The organism is Streptococcus sp. 2022WUSS037 (genome assembly GCF_044427225.1).
In the GTDB taxonomy this organism is placed as follows: Bacteria; Bacillota; Bacilli; order Lactobacillales; family Streptococcaceae; genus Streptococcus.
The window spans coordinates 1-15903 of sequence record NZ_JAOTGJ010000036.1; the positions used below are offsets into that span (position 1 = coordinate 1).

At 40.9% G+C, this 15903-nt stretch carries 16 protein-coding genes; 9 read left to right on the forward strand and 7 right to left on the reverse strand.

Going from position 1 to position 15903, the window contains the following annotated elements:
• Positions 1-449: 449 nt before the first annotated feature.
• Positions 450-1259 (reverse strand): sugar-phosphatase, encoded by an 810-nt coding sequence (yidA, locus tag ODU55_RS10065; RefSeq protein ID WP_398582735.1) that lies wholly within the window; start codon positions 1257-1259, stop codon positions 450-452.
• Positions 1249-2562, reverse strand: coding sequence for an HD domain-containing protein (locus tag ODU55_RS10070; protein ID WP_029171514.1), 1314 nt, complete (start codon positions 2560-2562; stop codon positions 1249-1251). The genes yidA and ODU55_RS10070 overlap by 11 nt, the downstream gene beginning before the upstream one ends.
• Before the next feature lie 98 nt (positions 2563-2660).
• Here ODU55_RS10070 and ODU55_RS10075 point away from each other — a divergent pair, with 98 nt between their 5' ends.
• The 3 genes from ODU55_RS10075 (at position 2661) to ODU55_RS10085 (ending at position 6861) form a co-directional block, all read left to right on the forward strand.
• The gene (locus ODU55_RS10075) at positions 2661-3548 is read left to right on the forward strand and encodes a sulfite exporter TauE/SafE family protein (protein WP_024411790.1); all 888 of its coding nucleotides are present in this window, start codon (positions 2661-2663) and stop codon (positions 3546-3548) included.
• An 11-nt stretch (positions 3549-3559) separates the two neighbouring features.
• Positions 3560-3946, forward strand: a complete 387-nt coding sequence (locus tag ODU55_RS10080) for a DUF1934 domain-containing protein (RefSeq protein WP_044681082.1) — start codon at positions 3560-3562, stop codon at positions 3944-3946.
• 209 nt (positions 3947-4155) lie between these two features.
• On the forward strand, positions 4156-6861 hold the full coding sequence (locus ODU55_RS10085) for a cation-translocating P-type ATPase (RefSeq protein WP_398582736.1): 2706 nt from the start codon (positions 4156-4158) through the stop codon (positions 6859-6861).
• Between the two features lie 277 nt (positions 6862-7138).
• On the opposite strand, the gene ODU55_RS10090 is transcribed toward ODU55_RS10085, so the two are convergent.
• Complete coding sequence (locus ODU55_RS10090; RefSeq protein ID WP_398582737.1) at positions 7139-7528, reverse strand: hypothetical protein; 390 nt, start codon at positions 7526-7528, stop codon at positions 7139-7141.
• A 133-nt stretch (positions 7529-7661) separates the two neighbouring features.
• Here ODU55_RS10090 and ODU55_RS10095 point away from each other — a divergent pair, with 133 nt between their 5' ends.
• From ODU55_RS10095 to ftsX, 6 genes are all read left to right on the forward strand, one after another.
• Positions 7662-8078, forward strand: coding sequence for a TM2 domain-containing protein (locus ODU55_RS10095; protein ID WP_004298733.1), 417 nt, complete (start codon positions 7662-7664; stop codon positions 8076-8078).
• Positions 8079-8248: 170 nt separating this feature from the next.
• Positions 8249-8737 carry a VanZ family protein gene (locus ODU55_RS10100; RefSeq protein ID WP_024406710.1) on the forward strand — a complete coding sequence of 163 codons (489 nt, stop codon included), beginning with the start codon at positions 8249-8251 and terminating at the stop codon, positions 8735-8737.
• A gap of 40 nt (positions 8738-8777) precedes the next feature.
• Positions 8778-9905, forward strand: coding sequence for a tRNA epoxyqueuosine(34) reductase QueG (gene queG / locus ODU55_RS10105; protein WP_398582738.1), 1128 nt, complete (start codon positions 8778-8780; stop codon positions 9903-9905).
• A gap of 33 nt (positions 9906-9938) precedes the next feature.
• A protein-coding gene (gene prfB / locus ODU55_RS10110; RefSeq protein ID WP_275601401.1) for a peptide chain release factor 2 occupies positions 9939-11034 on the forward strand; the annotation gives its coding sequence in 2 pieces (ribosomal slippage) (positions 9939-10010 and positions 10012-11034; 1095 coding nt in all).
• Positions 11035-11175: 141 nt separating this feature from the next.
• Positions 11176-11868: a cell division ATP-binding protein FtsE gene (gene ftsE, locus ODU55_RS10115; protein WP_023369634.1), complete on the forward strand. Its 693-nt coding sequence runs from the start codon at positions 11176-11178 to the stop codon at positions 11866-11868.
• Complete coding sequence (gene ftsX, locus ODU55_RS10120; RefSeq protein WP_398582739.1) at positions 11861-12790, forward strand: permease-like cell division protein FtsX; 930 nt, start codon at positions 11861-11863, stop codon at positions 12788-12790. Before ftsE ends, ftsX begins: the two co-directional genes overlap by 8 nt.
• A 52-nt stretch (positions 12791-12842) precedes the next feature.
• Here ftsX and ODU55_RS10125 read toward each other — a convergent pair whose 3' ends face one another.
• From ODU55_RS10125 to ODU55_RS10140, 4 genes are all read right to left on the reverse strand, one after another.
• Positions 12843-12995, reverse strand: a complete 153-nt coding sequence (locus tag ODU55_RS10125; protein WP_004298744.1) for a hypothetical protein — start codon at positions 12993-12995, stop codon at positions 12843-12845.
• Positions 12995-15139 (reverse strand): ferrous iron transport protein B, encoded by a 2145-nt coding sequence (gene feoB / locus ODU55_RS10130; protein WP_398582740.1) that lies wholly within the window; start codon positions 15137-15139, stop codon positions 12995-12997. Before feoB ends, ODU55_RS10125 begins: the two co-directional genes overlap by 1 nt.
• Complete coding sequence (locus ODU55_RS10135) at positions 15136-15606, reverse strand: ferrous iron transport protein A (RefSeq protein WP_014637631.1); 471 nt, start codon at positions 15604-15606, stop codon at positions 15136-15138. Before ODU55_RS10135 ends, feoB begins: the two co-directional genes overlap by 4 nt.
• A gap of 115 nt (positions 15607-15721) precedes the next feature.
• The coding region (locus ODU55_RS10140) for an IS30 family transposase (protein ID WP_142759956.1) at positions 15722-15903 on the reverse strand (182 nt) is incomplete at its 5' end.

The following is a 15903-nucleotide window of genomic DNA, read 5'->3' on the forward strand; positions in this document are numbered from 1 at the left end:
TAGGTAACCAATCCACGAATATCAGAGTGGCCAATGCCCGAAGCTAAGAACTAGGCTCTTTCTAGATACTTTTCATTTTTTATCAGTTCGATTGTTTTTTACTTGACAAAGGGCTTTACATATCAGTCATTTAGTTTTTCTTTTATTGCTTCGACGTAAGAGGAAACTCCGTTTCCTTATTTCCAACTTCACACACTCCAATGGATTGTGTGAACTCGCTTTGCCGTACTCTGCAGGGGTGACTTGCTCCGCAAGTACTATCTCCAACCTTGCACAGTCACTCGACTGTACAAGCTGTCTGCAGCTATTGAAGCGAACTTACTTCGCCTTATCTCCAACCTCCAAAGGTTCCCCAAACCTTTGGAGCGAGTACTAAAAGTAAACTAAAAGACTATAACAAAAAGCATCGGATTTTGAATCCGATGCCTTTTTTTTGATATTTTAAGAGGCTATTTCAGTACCCATTCTCTCAGAGCGTGTGCTACTCCACTCTCATCATTTGATTTCGTAATAAACTTGGCAATTTTCTTGAGTTCTGAATTGCCATTTTCCATGACAACGGGATTGCCAACGACTTCTAGCATTGGGCGGTCATTTTCCTGATCACCAATAGCCATGGTTTGGTCCATAGTTAAACCAAGTTTTTTCGCCAGATGAATGATAGCTTGTCCCTTGTTAACTGTTTTAGGGGTGATTTCCAAATAAAATGGTGCTGATTTTGCAACGTTGTACTTCTCAGTCAAGCTGGTCGGAAGAAGTGGAATAGCAGCATCAAGAATTTCTGGCTCATCAACCATCATTGTTTTGATGATTTCCTTGTCAGCCATTTCTTCCGGAGTGCGATAGAAAATGGGTGCACTTACTAGTGTTGATTCGTAAATGGTGTATTTACCGATGTTACGGTTGGCAGTATAGATACCTTCCTTGGTGCTGGCATGCATTGGGAGCTTGAGTTTACGGGCAGCAGATTCGATGTCGAGATAATCCTCATAAGTCAAGGTATCTTTGACAATATCCTCACCAGTTGCTGCATCTTGGACTAAGCCACCGTTAAAAGTGATGACGTAGTCACCTGCTTCTGTAAGATTGAGTTCTTCTAAAATTGCTTGAACACCGGAAATGGGGCGACCAGTAGCAATAACAATTTTAACGCCTGCTTTTTTTGCTTCTTGGATTGCTGAATGTACTTCAGCTGTAATTTGGTGTTGACTATTTAGTAGTGTACCATCAATATCGATGGCGACAAGTTTAATGCTCATTTGATTCTCCAATTATAAAATGATCGTTATGTATATGGTTGTTAAAATCAGCTATTTGAGGTGCGAAAATCCCTGTTTCTTCTAACATTTCTTTTGGGAAATAGAAACGGCTATCGCCGTGGATTGTGCCTGATAGGGAGTGAACAATTGGTGATAGAGAGGATAGTTCTACCAAGGTTTCATCTTTGCGATAAATCTCAATTTGAGTCCGTTTCTTTTCTGCATTCGGACGGTAAATGTCATACGGCAAATCGAAGTTGTGGTGAATAGCAGTATAGTATTCTGGGTCAAAACCGACATCTGCGACCAGGCTACGCAGGCGGTCCAAAGCTTCCTCTTCTTCGGCCTTGAAAGTGATGGATTTGAGCACTTTCCTATTGATATAGCGCTGAGCTAAGTCAGATAAAATACGATCTGGTCCATCTATCCATGATTGAAAGTAAGTATTCATAACTCCATCATCCAGACTGAGGTAGTCGGTTAGACGGATACGATGCTCAAAAAAAGGTAATAGCCGAGGTGAAGTTCGTGCAAAAAACTCCTGTTCACTAGTATATAGTAGTTTGGCACGATTGAGTAAATTCTGCAATAGGACTTCCATAGAGCGGCTTGCTGGATGAAAATAGACTTGCATGTACATCTGGTAGCGGCTGAGAACGTAGTCTTCTACTGCATGCATACCAGATTCTTTGAAGGCAATTCCATTTTCTGTCGGGCGAATGACACGTAATATCCTAGTTAGGTCAAATTCACCATAGTTTGCTCCTGTGAAGTAGGAATCTCGTAATAGATAATCCATTCGGTCAACATCAATCTGGCTCGAAATGAGTTGAACGACCTGTTTATTTGGATAGGTGTGTTTGATAACACTAGCAACCTTGTCTGGAAACTCAGGCGAAACTTGTTTCAACAGAGCATTTATTTCCGTTTCTGGACTAGTAATAATAGCACAGGTCATTTCCTCATGGTCTGTATCAAATAGACGCTCGAAGGTATGAGAATAGGCTCCGTGTCCGACATCATGGAGTAGCGCAGCAACCATGGTCAGTAGGGACTCATTTGTATCCCATATTTGTGGATACTTGTCTTCAAATTTTTGAGTAATCCGTCTGGCGATTTCGTAGGCGCCAAGGCAGTGCGAAAAGCGGCTATGCTCGCCACCATGGAAGGTATAGGAAGTAGTCCCTAGTTGCTTGATGCGGCGTAGTCGCTGAAATTCTTTTGTATTGATAAGTTTATAAATCAGCTCATGATCAACATGTACATAGTTATGAACTGGATCGCGAAATACTTTTTCTATCATAGTTTTATTATAACAAAAAAGGGAGATAAATTCCTGATTTTTCTAAAATACAAGGATATTGCTATGTATCCAAAGGAATCTTTTGGTATAATGGAGAAATGAATAATCAAATTATCTTATTAACTATTCAGGTCTTTATTGTAGCACTGATTCTTTGGATGCTTTACACAATTCTATCCTATGCTAAAAAGCACGATATTTCTCTAAAAGAGAAATTTTGGACAGGATTTGGTATCGGTTATGTCACTGATTTGCTAGACACCTTGGGGATTGGAACCTTTGCAACAACAACCACTATGTTTAAACTGACAAAGTTGGTGGAAGACGATCGTAAAATTCCTGCGACCATGACAACGGCGCACATCATACCAGTCTTAGTAGAGGCGCTATTGTTTATTACGATAGTTGAGGTTGACATGGTCACTCTGATTGCTATGGCAGTAGCGGCATTTACGGGTGCCTTTGTTGGTGCCAAGGTAACTCAAAAATGGGATACAAAGAAAGTTCAACGAATTCTTGGGATTTTGCTAATTATTGCAGCCTGTTTCATGGTATATCGCATGATTACTAACCCTGGTGCAGATCTTACTAATGAAGTAAAGGGCTTAACTGGTTGGAAACTGGCTGTTGGTATTGCCTTTGATTTTATGGTGGGAATGCTGATGAGTATGGGGCTGGGTAACTATGCTCCTGAGTTAATCTTCTTCTCATTGATGGGAATTAGTCCAGCAGTTGCTCTTCCGGTCATGATGTTGAATGCTGCTATGATTATGACAGCTGGTGCCAAGCAGTTTATCCAATCAGGACGAGTAAATTGGCCAGGAGTTCCAGGAATCATTGTCGGTGGGGTGCTGGGGGTTTTGACAGCCGCTTTCTTCTTATCAAATTTGGATATTAATAATTTAAAAATTTTGGTAGTCTTCATTGCAGCGTATACAGGCTTTACTCTGCTTCGTTCTTCCTTTGTTACTAGGATTAAAAAATAGTAGGAGGACCTATGGATATTTATTTACGAAATGAAATTGATCTGGACGGGCAGATTGAGGTAGTGGATCAGCAATTTCAAGTGGAAGTTAAGGAAAAAGATGGCACTCTCTATCTCATTTATAGTAACGATGAAGCTGAAAAAGTTGTCATAAAATGTGACGAAGAAGAGTTAGTGATGACACGCTTTTCCACTCCGAAGTCTATTATGCGATTCATTTCTGGTAAAGAAGCTATTGTGACCATTCCTACACCGTTAGGAATCCAGCATTTTGTGACCGATACAAAACGTTACCAATTAAACCGTTCGGATCAAAGTGTCCAGTTGCAATATGAATTAAAGGGATTGGAGAACCAGCAAGTTTTTGCTTCCTATGATTTGGAAATCTCGTGGAAATAATCTCTTATTTCCAGAAAAATATTCTTGAATTTCTCGGGATTTTTGATATAATAGTTAACAAATCGAGGGAGTAGCTAGCGGAAAATTCCGTGATATTGTCGTCAATCCGACTTGTTTCCGGCAATATATTAAATAGCGAGACTTGTTTTAATAAGACAGGTCTCTTTTTTATTTGTTAGGTAAAAAAGAGACCGAGAAGGAGAAGGAAATTGTCAAAAGAACAAAAACGCGATTTGTTTTATACACAAAGCGAAGAGCAAGTATTGTCAAGCATGGAGTCTTCTTTAGATGGTTTGTCTAGTAGCGAAGCTAGCAAACGTCTAGCAGACTATGGTCGTAATGAATTGGATGAGGGTGAGAAGCGTACACTCTTAGCGAAATTCTTGGATCAGTTCAAGGACTTGATGATCATTATCTTGATTGCAGCCGCAATTTTGACGGTGATTACAGAAGGTTCACATGGTTTGACAGATGCCATCATCATTTTGGCCGTGGTTATCTTGAACGCTGCCTTTGGTGTTTATCAAGAAGGTCAAGCTGAGGCAGCCATTGAGGCGCTAAAAAACATGTCAAGCCCAGTTGCGCGTGCGCTTCGTGACAATCATGTAGTCGAGGTTGATTCTAAAGACTTGGTACCAGGTGACATCGTCTTGCTTGAAGCAGGTGATGTTGTTCCTGCCGATATGCGTTTGTTGGAAGCTAACTCCCTTAAAATCGAAGAGGCAGCTCTTACAGGTGAGTCTGTACCAGTTGATAAAGATTTGTCAGCAGTTTTGGCTGAAGATGCACCGATCGGTGACCGTGTCAACATGGCTTACCAAAACTCAAACGTTACTTACGGTCGTGGTCTTGGTGTGGTTACAAATACAGGTATGTACACTGAAGTTGGTCACATTGCAGGCATGCTTGCCAATGCAGATGAGACAGATACGCCGTTGAAACAAAACTTGCACCAATTGTCTAAGGTCTTGACCTATGCAGTGTTGATTATTGCAGCAATCACCTTTGCAGTCGGAATGTTCCGACGTGACCCTTCTTTGACAGTCGGAGAAGCGGCATTGGCTAACCTTATGACCTCTGTTGCCCTTGCGGTTGCGGCTATTCCAGAAGGTTTGCCAGCAATCGTAACTGTTGTCCTTTCTCTTGGTACACAGGTCTTGGCAAAACGTAACTCTATCATTCGTAAGTTACCAGCCGTTGAAACACTTGGTTCAACTGAAATCATTGCATCAGATAAGACTGGTACCTTGACCATGAACCAGATGACTGTTGAGAAAGTCTACACAAATGGTCAATTGGTGGATGCTAAAGAAGCATTGGACGCAAGCAATACAACGCTTCGTGTTATGAACTTTGCCAACGATACGAAAGTTGACCCAACAGGTAAATTGATTGGTGACCCAACTGAAACGGCACTTGTTCAATTTGGTTTGGATCAAAACTTTGACGTTCGTGAAGTCTTGGTATCTGAGCCTCGTGTAGCTGAATTGCCATTTGATTCAACACGTAAATTGATGTCAACCGTTCACCAACAAGCTGCTGGAAACTTCTTCGTAGCTGTTAAAGGTGCTCCAGATCAGTTGTTGAAACGTGTAACGCAAATTGAAGAAAACGGTACAGTTCGTCCGATTACTGATGCGGATAAGCAAGCTATCCTTGCAACCAACAAAGAGTTGGCTAAACAAGCCCTCCGTGTCTTGATGATGGCATACAAGTATGTTGATGCTATTCCTGAGTTGGAATCTGACGTTGTTGAAAACGACCTTATATTCTCAGGTTTGGTTGGTATGATTGACCCTGAGCGTCCTGAAGCGGCAGAAGCTGTTCGTGTCGCTAAGGAAGCTGGTATCCGTCCAATCATGATTACAGGTGACCACCAAGATACAGCTGAGGCGATTGCAAAACGTCTTGGTATCATCGATCCAAACGATACAGAAGACCATGTATTTACAGGTGCAGAGCTCAACGAATTGACGGATGAAGAATTCCAAAAAGTCTTCAAGCAATATTCTGTATATGCTCGTGTATCTCCAGAACACAAGGTTCGTATCGTTAAGGCTTGGCAAAATGATGGTAAGGTTGTTGCCATGACTGGTGACGGTGTTAACGATGCACCATCACTTAAGACTGCCGACATTGGTATCGGTATGGGTATCACTGGTACAGAAGTTTCGAAAGGTGCCTCTGATATGGTCCTTGCAGATGACAACTTTGCGACTATTATCGTTGCGGTGGAAGAAGGACGTAAGGTCTTCTCAAACATCCAAAAAACCATCCAATATCTCTTGTCAGCTAACACAGCTGAAGTATTGTGTATCTTCCTTGCAACCCTCTTTGGTTGGGACGTATTGGAGCCAGTTCATCTTCTTTGGATTAACTTGGTAACAGATACACTTCCAGCGATTGCCCTTGGTGTTGAACCTGCTGAACCAGGTGTTATGCAGCACAAACCTCGTGGACGTAACTCAAGCTTCTTCTCAGGTGGTGTCATGAGTTCGATTATCTATCAAGGTATCCTTCAAACAGCGCTTGTCTTGGGTGTATATGGTTTTGCACTTCTTTACCCAGAGCACGCTGGAGATAACCATGCCATTCATGCGGATGCTCTTACGATGGCCTATGTTACTCTTGGATTGATTCAGTTGGTACATGCCTTCAACGTTAAGTCTGTTTACCAATCTATCTTTACCGTTGGACCATTCAAGAACAAGCTCTTTAACTGGTCAATTCCATTTGCCTTCCTTTTGTTAATGGCGACAATCGTTGTTCCAGGATTTAGCAATTTCTTCCATGTCTCCGTTCTCTCTCCAACTCAGTGGTTGGTAACCATTATTGGTTCAGGTCTCATGGTTGTTGTTGTAGAAATTGTGAAATTTGTACAACGTAAGTTGGGCTTGGATGAAAAAGCTATCTAATAGAGTTATTCAGCTTATCTTTTATTACTTCGTTAACTCGCCTTGGGAGTGGGAAAGAACTCAACTAGTCAAAAAAGAGTTCGTCTTCCCACCCCCGCACAGTTGATTAGGTCAGATTTAGAGTGTGAAACACGAACAAATCTGCCAATCAACCACTGCGCTGAGATGTTGACACGAACTCTGAGAAGTGGCTTTGGACTTTTTGCCCAGCCTCCTGCGCCTCGGTGCCTTGTACTAAAAGCAAACTGAAGACTATATCATTTGAAAAAGCTCAGATTTAGTGGTCTGAGCTTTTTTCTGTACTGATAATGTATTTTGGGAAGATTACTTGCCCCAAAAATGTAAAGATTAGAGATGTAGCAAGTAGGATTATCTTTATCATCGTAGAAAATTGGAAAAAGATGACAATTGGAAGGATAGCCAAGCTGAAATAGTAGAGGGTGAAGTACTTACTGTTTTCTATTATTTGAACCCTATCGCCGTCTTTAACCTGAATGCTTGATTTTTTATCCCCTCGAATGCTTAGTGTAACAGATGGTTGTGTAATTGGTAAGCTTAGAATTTTACCTTGAGTAACTGTCCCAGCAATTTTTCCATCTACCAGGAGTGGAAGTTTTTGGGAGGATAGTTGTTTGATAGGTTTTGGATAATGAATAATAACTCTCATATGAACCTCCTTGTAATCTAGTTTCATTATAGCAAAAAAAGAAAATATGTAAACGATTTCTGACACTGTTTTCCCCTGCAGGCTTGCTTGAAGAATAAGAAACTGCTATAATTTTGAAGAGGTAGGAGTTTATATGAATTATCTTCAGAATTATATTTTAAGTAAAAGCAGTTATTTGCCATCTGATAAGTTATTCATTCTGCAAAAAGAACTAGAAGATTTAGATGATGAGGCTTTGAACGTTCTTATGATGGTTGAGATGCGTCAACCTCTTGTCGCTCTTATTTTGGCTATTTTCTTCGGTGAGTTTGGTGTCGACCGTTTTTATGTCGGGAATAAAGAATTGGGATTTGCCAAGCTGATTGCTTTTGCAGTATCTTTTGTTACGCTATTTATCTTGATTGGGTTCTTGTTATTTTTGGGACTTTATTTGTGGAAGTTTATTGATTGCTTCTTAATCATGCGAGCATGTAAGGAGGCGAACTTTGAGCGTTTGATGCTACAAATCCATCAATATAAGGCTTTTCAGCATAGCAATCAGACATTTTAAGTAAGATATTTTTTTGAATAAGGGGAGGCTTGGTATTGTCTTCCTTTTCTGTTTTTTAGCAGGATGTAAAGTACTTGTAATATGGAACGAGCTTTGTCATAGAAGTGACATTTTATGGAACAGCATTTATGATATAATGATAAAATATGCTAGTTGAGAGGAGAATTTCTATGCAGACAAAGAAAATGAGTATGTTTTTATTTTTTGCCTATCTCCTTTTACTTACTTGGATGATTGTCTTTAAGATGGACTTGAGCATCTTATATGGACGCTATGGTTATGCTAGTATAAACTTAATTCCGTTTGCAGGAACAGCAGTCTATGATGGAGTGCTGGATTTTCCAGAAATTCTATTTAATATTGTAAGTTTTATTCCCTTTGGTATTTATATGGAAATGCTATTTCGTAAGGCATCGTGGGTGGCTAATCTATGTTTGATTATGTTAGTGAGTCTCTGTTTTGAGGTTCTGCAATATCTTCTTTTACTTGGAGTTGCAGATATAACCGATTTACTGGCTAACGGCTTAGGGGGAGCAATCGGTATTAATGTCATGTATGTCTTGACCAGTATTTGGCGGGAGAAGGCCTATGTTCGTATGAATATTTTTTGTTTTGCGCTAACGTTTTTTGTTATATTAATAACTTATTTAGCTATGTAGGTCTTGCTAAATATATCCAAAGTTTGCTAAAATGAATATAATGAATATTAAGGAAGAGATTATTAAATTATCTCAGGAAATTGGAATCTCGAAGATTGGTTTTACAACGGCTGATGATTTTGCTTATTTGGAGAAATCACTTCGTGCTAGTCAGGAAGAGGGGCGTTCGTCAGGCTTCGAACACAAGAATATCGAAGAACGTATTCGTCCCAAACTGTCTTTATCATCTGCCAAGACCATTATTTCTATCGCGGTAGCCTATCCTCGTCACTTACCTGTCAAACCCCATAAAACTCAGTTCAAACGAGGTAAAATAACGCCAAATTCCTGGGGCTTGGACTACCACTATGTCATACAGGACAAGCTAGAACGTTTGGCTCGTGGGATTGAGCAGTTGACGGATGGCTTGGAATATAAGGCCATGGTGGACACTGGTGCCTTGGTGGATACTGCTGTTGCCAGAAGAGCTGGAATAGGCTTTATCGGTAAGAATGGGCTAGTCATTTCTAAGGAATTTGGTTCCTATATGTTTCTAGGAGAATTAGTGACCAACCTGGACATCGAACCAGATCAACCAGTAGATTACGATTGTGGTGATTGCAATCGCTGTGTTGCAGCCTGCCCAACGTCTTGTCTATTAGGTGATACGACCATGAATGCCCGTCGCTGTCTGTCCTTTCAGACACAGGATAAGGGTATGATGGACTTGGAGTTTCGTAAGAAAATCAAGACGGTCATCTATGGTTGTGATATTTGCCAGATTTGTTGTCCTTACAACAAGGGAATTTCCAGTCCACCTGTGGTGGAGATCGACCCTGATTTGGCTGAGCCTGAGCTGATTCCATTCTTGGACTTGTCAAATGGGCAATTCAAGGAAAAATTTGGCATGATTGCTGGTTCTTGGCGGGGGAAAAATATTCTCCAGCGCAATGCCATCATAGCCTTGGCTAATAGTAATGATCGCTCTGCTATTCCCAAACTCCTAGAAATTATCGATAAAAAACAAAATCCGGTCCACATGGCGACGGCTATCTGGGCCTTGGGGCAATTGGTCAAACAGCCTAATGATGAAATGGTAGACTTTATCGCAGGTATTTCATCAGACAATGATGATGTTATAGCGGAGCAAGCGGCCTTTCTCAACATGGTAAAGAGCCTGCAAATGTGATATAATAAAGAGATGAATAAAAATGAGGTGTATATGGATACAGCAGAAATTCGCCAAAAGATTGAAGAACTTGGCAAAAAATTAACTTCTTTTAGGGGGTCTCTTTGACTTAGAAGGTCTGGAAGAAGAGATTGCCATTCTTGAGAACAAGATGACGGAGCCAGATTTCTGGAATGATAATTTGGCTGCTCAGAAGACGTCTCAGGAGTTGAATGAATTAAAAAATACCTATGGAAATTTCCATCAGATGTTGGATTTATATGATGAATCTGAAATTTTGCTAGATTTTCTAGCAGAAGATGAGTCTGTTCGGGATGAATTGGTTGAGAAGTTGGCAGACTTGGACAAAGCCATGACTGCCTATGAGATGACCTTACTTTTGTCGGAACCCTATGATCACAATAACGCTATCTTGGAAATCCATCCAGGTTCGGGTGGTACCGAGGCACAAGACTGGGGTGAAATGCTCCTGCGGATGTATCAGCGTTATGGAAATGCCAAAGGTTTTACAGTAGAAACATTGGATTATCAAGCTGGTGATGAGGCAGGTATTAAGTCCGTAACTCTGAGCTTTACAGGTCCAAATGCCTATGGTTTGCTCAAATCAGAAATGGGAGTTCATCGTTTGGTGCGTATCTCACCATTTGACTCTGCCAAACGCCGCCATACTTCCTTTACTTCGGTAGAGGTCATGCCTGAATTGGACGATACCATTGAAATTGAAATCAGAGATGATGAAGTGAAGATGGATACCTTCCGGTCAGGAGGTGCTGGTGGACAGAACGTCAACAAGGTCTCAACAGGTGTTCGATTGACGCACATTCCGACAGGGATTGTGACTCAGTCCACAGTTGACCGTACTCAGTATGGAAACCGAGACCGTGCAATGAAACTCTTGCAGGCTAAATTGTATCAATTGGAGCAGGAGAAGAAGGCGGCAGAGGTCGACTCACTCAAGGGTGACAAGAAAGAAATCACTTGGGGAAGTCAGATTCGTTCTTATGTCTTTACACCTTATACAATGGTAAAAGACCACCGTACTGGTTATGAGGTGGCTCAAGTCGATAAGGTTATGGACGGAGACTTGGACGGCTTTATAGATGCTTATTTAAAATGGCGAATTAGCTAAGAATCTGTATTTACAAGTGAGGTACTTGTATATAAGAGAGAGTTTTTCGCTCATCAAGGAAGTTTTTTGAGAGAATACGGACTGTATTTTAAAAAAACGTTCTCAAATCTAAAGAAAGGACTGTCTAAGACAGAAAATCCTATGGGAATTATAGAAATGAAAGACGTTTCCAAGAAATATGGAAACGGAACGACTGCCCTTCGCGGAGTATCAGTCAATGTTGAAGCGGGAGAATTTGCCTATATTGTAGGTCCTTCTGGTGCAGGTAAGTCAACCTTTATCAAACTCTTGTATCGGGAGGAAAAGCTCGATAAGGGGAGTTTAAAGGTTGGTAAGTTTGACCTTGCAAAAATTAAAAAGAGAGATGTTCCTCTTCTGCGTCGTAGTGTAGGAGTGGTTTTCCAAGACTACAAACTCTTACCTAAAAAGACTGTCTTTGAAAATATTGCTTATGCCATGGAAGTTATCGGTGAGAAACCACGGAATATCAAGAAACGTGTAATGGAAGTTTTAGATTTGGTTGGTTTGAAGCACAAGATTCGTTCTTTCCCAAATGAACTTTCAGGTGGTGAGCAACAGCGGATTGCTATTGCCCGTGCCATTGTAAATAATCCTAAAGTATTGATTGCTGATGAGCCAACTGGTAACTTGGACCCCGAAAACTCTTGGGAAATCATGAATCTATTGGAGCGAATCAATTTGCAGGGGACAACGGTTCTTATGGCAACTCATAACAGCCAGATTGTTAATACCCTCCGCCATCGGGTAATCGCGATCGAAGACGGTCGAGTAGTACGGGATGAAGAACAAGGAGAGTATGGATACGATGATTAGACGATTTTTTAGACATTTTATTGAATCATTGAAGAGTTTGAAGCGAAATGGTTGGATGACAATTGCAGCTATTTCATCTGTAGCTATTACTCTTACTTTGGTTGGTCTATTTGCTTCAGTTATTTTAAACACAGCAAAGCTTGCTTCGGATTTGGAACAGAATGTACGTATCAATGTATACTTGAGAGCGAACTCAACTGATCAAGCTGAGACGATTGTGAACGAAGCAGGAGAGACGGTAGCTAATCCAGATTTCCAAAAGGTTTACAATCAGATTACAGCCTTAGAAAATGTACAATCTGTTACTTATTCAAGTAAGGATGAACAGTTGCAGAAATTAACAGCTACCTTGGGAGATACTTGGAACTTATTCCAAGGAGATGCCAATCCACTTTACGATGCTTATATCATTGATACGACAGATCCAAATTATGTTAAATCTGTGGCTGCAGAAATTGCAAAAATTGATGGTGTTACAGAGGTTCGAGATGGTGAAGTAGAGACAGAGCGTATTTTCAAGTTGGCTGATTTAGTTCGGACTTGGGGATTGGCAGCGACTGGTTTGTTACTCTTTACGGCGGTCTTCTTGATTTCCAATACCATTCGAATTACTATTATTTCTCGTAGCCGTGAAATTCAGATTATGCGTCTGGTTGGTGCTAAAAACAGTTATATTCGTGGACCATTCCTCTGGGAAGGTGCCTGGGTAGGGTTCCTCGGAGCTATTTTACCTTCTGTTTTAGTCTATTCTCTTTATAAGATGATCTATACTTCAGTAAATGCTAGTCTTGCTAGTCAAGATTTGTCTCTGATTAGTATGAATGTCTTTGTTCCAGGAATGATTGGCGCACTTTTTGTAATTGGTATTATTATTGGTTCCTTGGGATCAGTCATTTCCATGAACCGCTACTTAAAAATTTAATAGACAAGCTACATGTAAAAAGGTCTGCACAATAATGAGGCAGACCTTTTTGTTATGGATGTCTATGGTGAGAAGATTCGTTCATTTCTTGCTTAATAGCACAGTCGCAGGAACAATCTCCGCAGGATCCTTTTCCTTTGATGAGACTGCGAATAGCAAGAGAAAATAAGATGACGATGATGAGAAAGAGGATAAGTGTGGGCATTAATATTCTCCTTTTTCTAATGTTTTTAGCGTGACGATTGGAAGAGTATTGGCTGGTTTTTTCACTAGGCTGTAGATGGCTATGATAATTAGAAAGATAGCGATAAATGTCCAGACGGTTGGTAATTGTCCGTAGATAAGTACAAGACCAATCTGATAGATAACCAAACTACTTGCATAGGCTAAACCTGTTTGGAAACCGATAGCAATCCATGTCCACTTGGCTTCTCCCATTTCACGGTGAATGGCACCAATAGCCGCAAAACAAGGGGCACAGAGGAGATTGAAGACTAGGAAGGAATAGGCTGATAATGCGGTATAGTCTTGTTGTAAAAGCCCCCAGAGTTCGGGATTTTCTTCGGTTGTTTCTCCTAATTTATAGAGGATACCAAAGGTGGCAATGACGGTTTCCTTGGCTAAGAGACCTGTAATGGCTGCAACAGTTGCTCGCCAATTTCCAAAACCAAGTGGGGCAAAGAGGAGAGAAAAACTGCGTCCAATGAAGGCTAAGATACTCTCATCTGTTTCTACCATTTGTAAAGACCAATTATAGGAACTACTGAACCAAATAATGATGTTGGTCACAAATATAATGGTACCAGCTCGTTTGATAAAACTAAGTGCCTTATCGAATGCATACCGGAGAACCGTACTGAGTTTCGGTAAGTGATAAGATGGTAATTCCATGATAAAGGGGCTTGCGACTCCACCGAGCTGCTTGGTCTTTTTTAGTGCCATTCCGGATAGGACGATGGCAGCCATACCGACAAAATAGGCGCTTGGAGCAATCCAAGGATTGTCAGGAAAGAAAGCACCGGCTACCAGCGAAATGATAGGAAGTTTGGCAGAACAGGGCATGAAGGTTGCTGTCATAATGGTGATTTTTCGGTCCTGTTCATTTTCGATAGTCCGGCTTGCCATGACTCCAGGAACGCCACAGCCTGTGGAAATCAACATGGGAATAAAGGATTTGCCTGATAGCCCAAAACGTCTAAAAATCCTATCCATGACAAAGGCGACTCGGCTCATATAGCCGATGTCTTCCAAGATTCCCAAGCAGACGAAGAGGACGAAAATTTGTGGTACAAAACCTAGAATGGCTCCGCATCCTGCAATAATGCCATCAAGGACCAGAGATTGTAGCCAGCCAGCGATTTCAAATCGATCTAGATTTTCCTGAATAAGGCTTGGAACAAGCTCTCCGAAGAGGATATCATTCACCCAGTCAGTCCCCATTGTACCAACCGTTTGAATAGACAGGAAGTAGGTCAGCCACATGACTGCCGCAAAGATAGGGAGGGCAAGAAAACGATTGGTAACAAGTCGGTCGATGTTATCAGACAGGTTAAAAGTCTTATCGCTGTCTTTTGTGACCAGTTCTGTGATTTTCTCGATAAATTGGTAGCGTTGATTAACGATAATGGCTTCCATATCGTCTGCGTAAATTTTTTCCAAAATGGCAATGATTTCGGTCAAATCAAGCATATCTTGTGCATTTAGTTGCAATTGGTCTAGAATGACTTGATCTTGTTCGAGTAGCTTAATGGCGTAGAAGCGTTTTTGATGATTTGGGATGGAATCCGATAATAGGTCAATAACTTGGGCGAGACCGGCTTCAAATTGTTTGTCATACTGAGGATAGATTGGCTCGGCTTGTTGATTGGTAATTTTTTCTACTTCATGGAGGAGCTGGGATATACCTAGCTTTTTTAGTGCACTGATAGGCTGTACAGGAACTCCCAATTGATAGGAGAGCTGGTCGCTGTTTATTGAGCGACCTTGACTTTTCAGGGCGTCTGTCATATTGAGGGCGATAACAATAGGAAGGCCCATTTCTAATAACTGCAAGGTTAGATAGAGATTTCGCTCCAAGTTTGTTGCATCAAGGACGTTGAGGATAGCAGCTGGTTGGTCCGCTATCAAATAATCTCTGGCAACCCGTTCTTCTGGTGTGTAGGGAGATAGTGAGTAGATACCTGGTAAATCTTGAATTAGTAAATGCTTTCGCTTTTTGATTGTTCCAGATTTTCTTTCAACGGTGACTCCAGGCCAGTTACCAACACGTTGGTTGGTTCCTGTTAGGAGGTTGAAAAGAGTTGTTTTTCCGCTATTTGGATTTCCTGCAAGGGCGATGTGTTTTGTCATTTCTTCACCTCGCTTGTGATTTGAACACCAATCATTTGCGCTTCGGATTTGCGTAGTGTCAGCTCATATCCTCTCAAGGTGATTTCGATTGGATCTCCCAGGGGCGCGACTTTTTTGAGAAATAGCTGCGTGTTCTTTGTAAGTCCCATATCCATGAGGCGACGACGGAGTGCACCTGTTGCATAGATGTCCATGACCTTAGCTGAGCTACCAATAGGTGCCTCAGATAGATTGATTATTTCCGTAGCTGACTTTTCTATTAAAACCAGAGATTCAATAATTTCTCTGTCTAGGGCTAGACGGCTTGCCTTGACTTGGAAAATAGCATTGGTCTTGGTTTTTGAAATGATGCGAATCTCTTCTCCGACTTTCAAACCCAAGTGCGCTAAGTGTTTACGAATATCATCTTGCGTTAGACAATCTTTGACTAAATAAGATTGTCCAACTTGAAGGTTTTGCAGTTTCATATCGTTTCCTTTGTGATTTTTATAACAATAGTATAGCATAATTCCTTAAAAGTGTCAGACAATTTTTAGGAATGGTTTATTTTCTCTTTATTTTTTCCAAAATTTCAAGTTGAAGTTAGCCACCCAAAAGAAATTCACTTGGCGACTTGTAGTCCAAGCATTTTTTAGGGTAGTTGTTAATCCAATTTTCGATAAAAGCTACTTCTTTCGGAGTCGTTTTCTTGGTTCCTTTAGGTAACCATCTCCGAATTAATCGATTATGATTTTCATTTGAACCTCTCTCCCATGAAGAGTAAG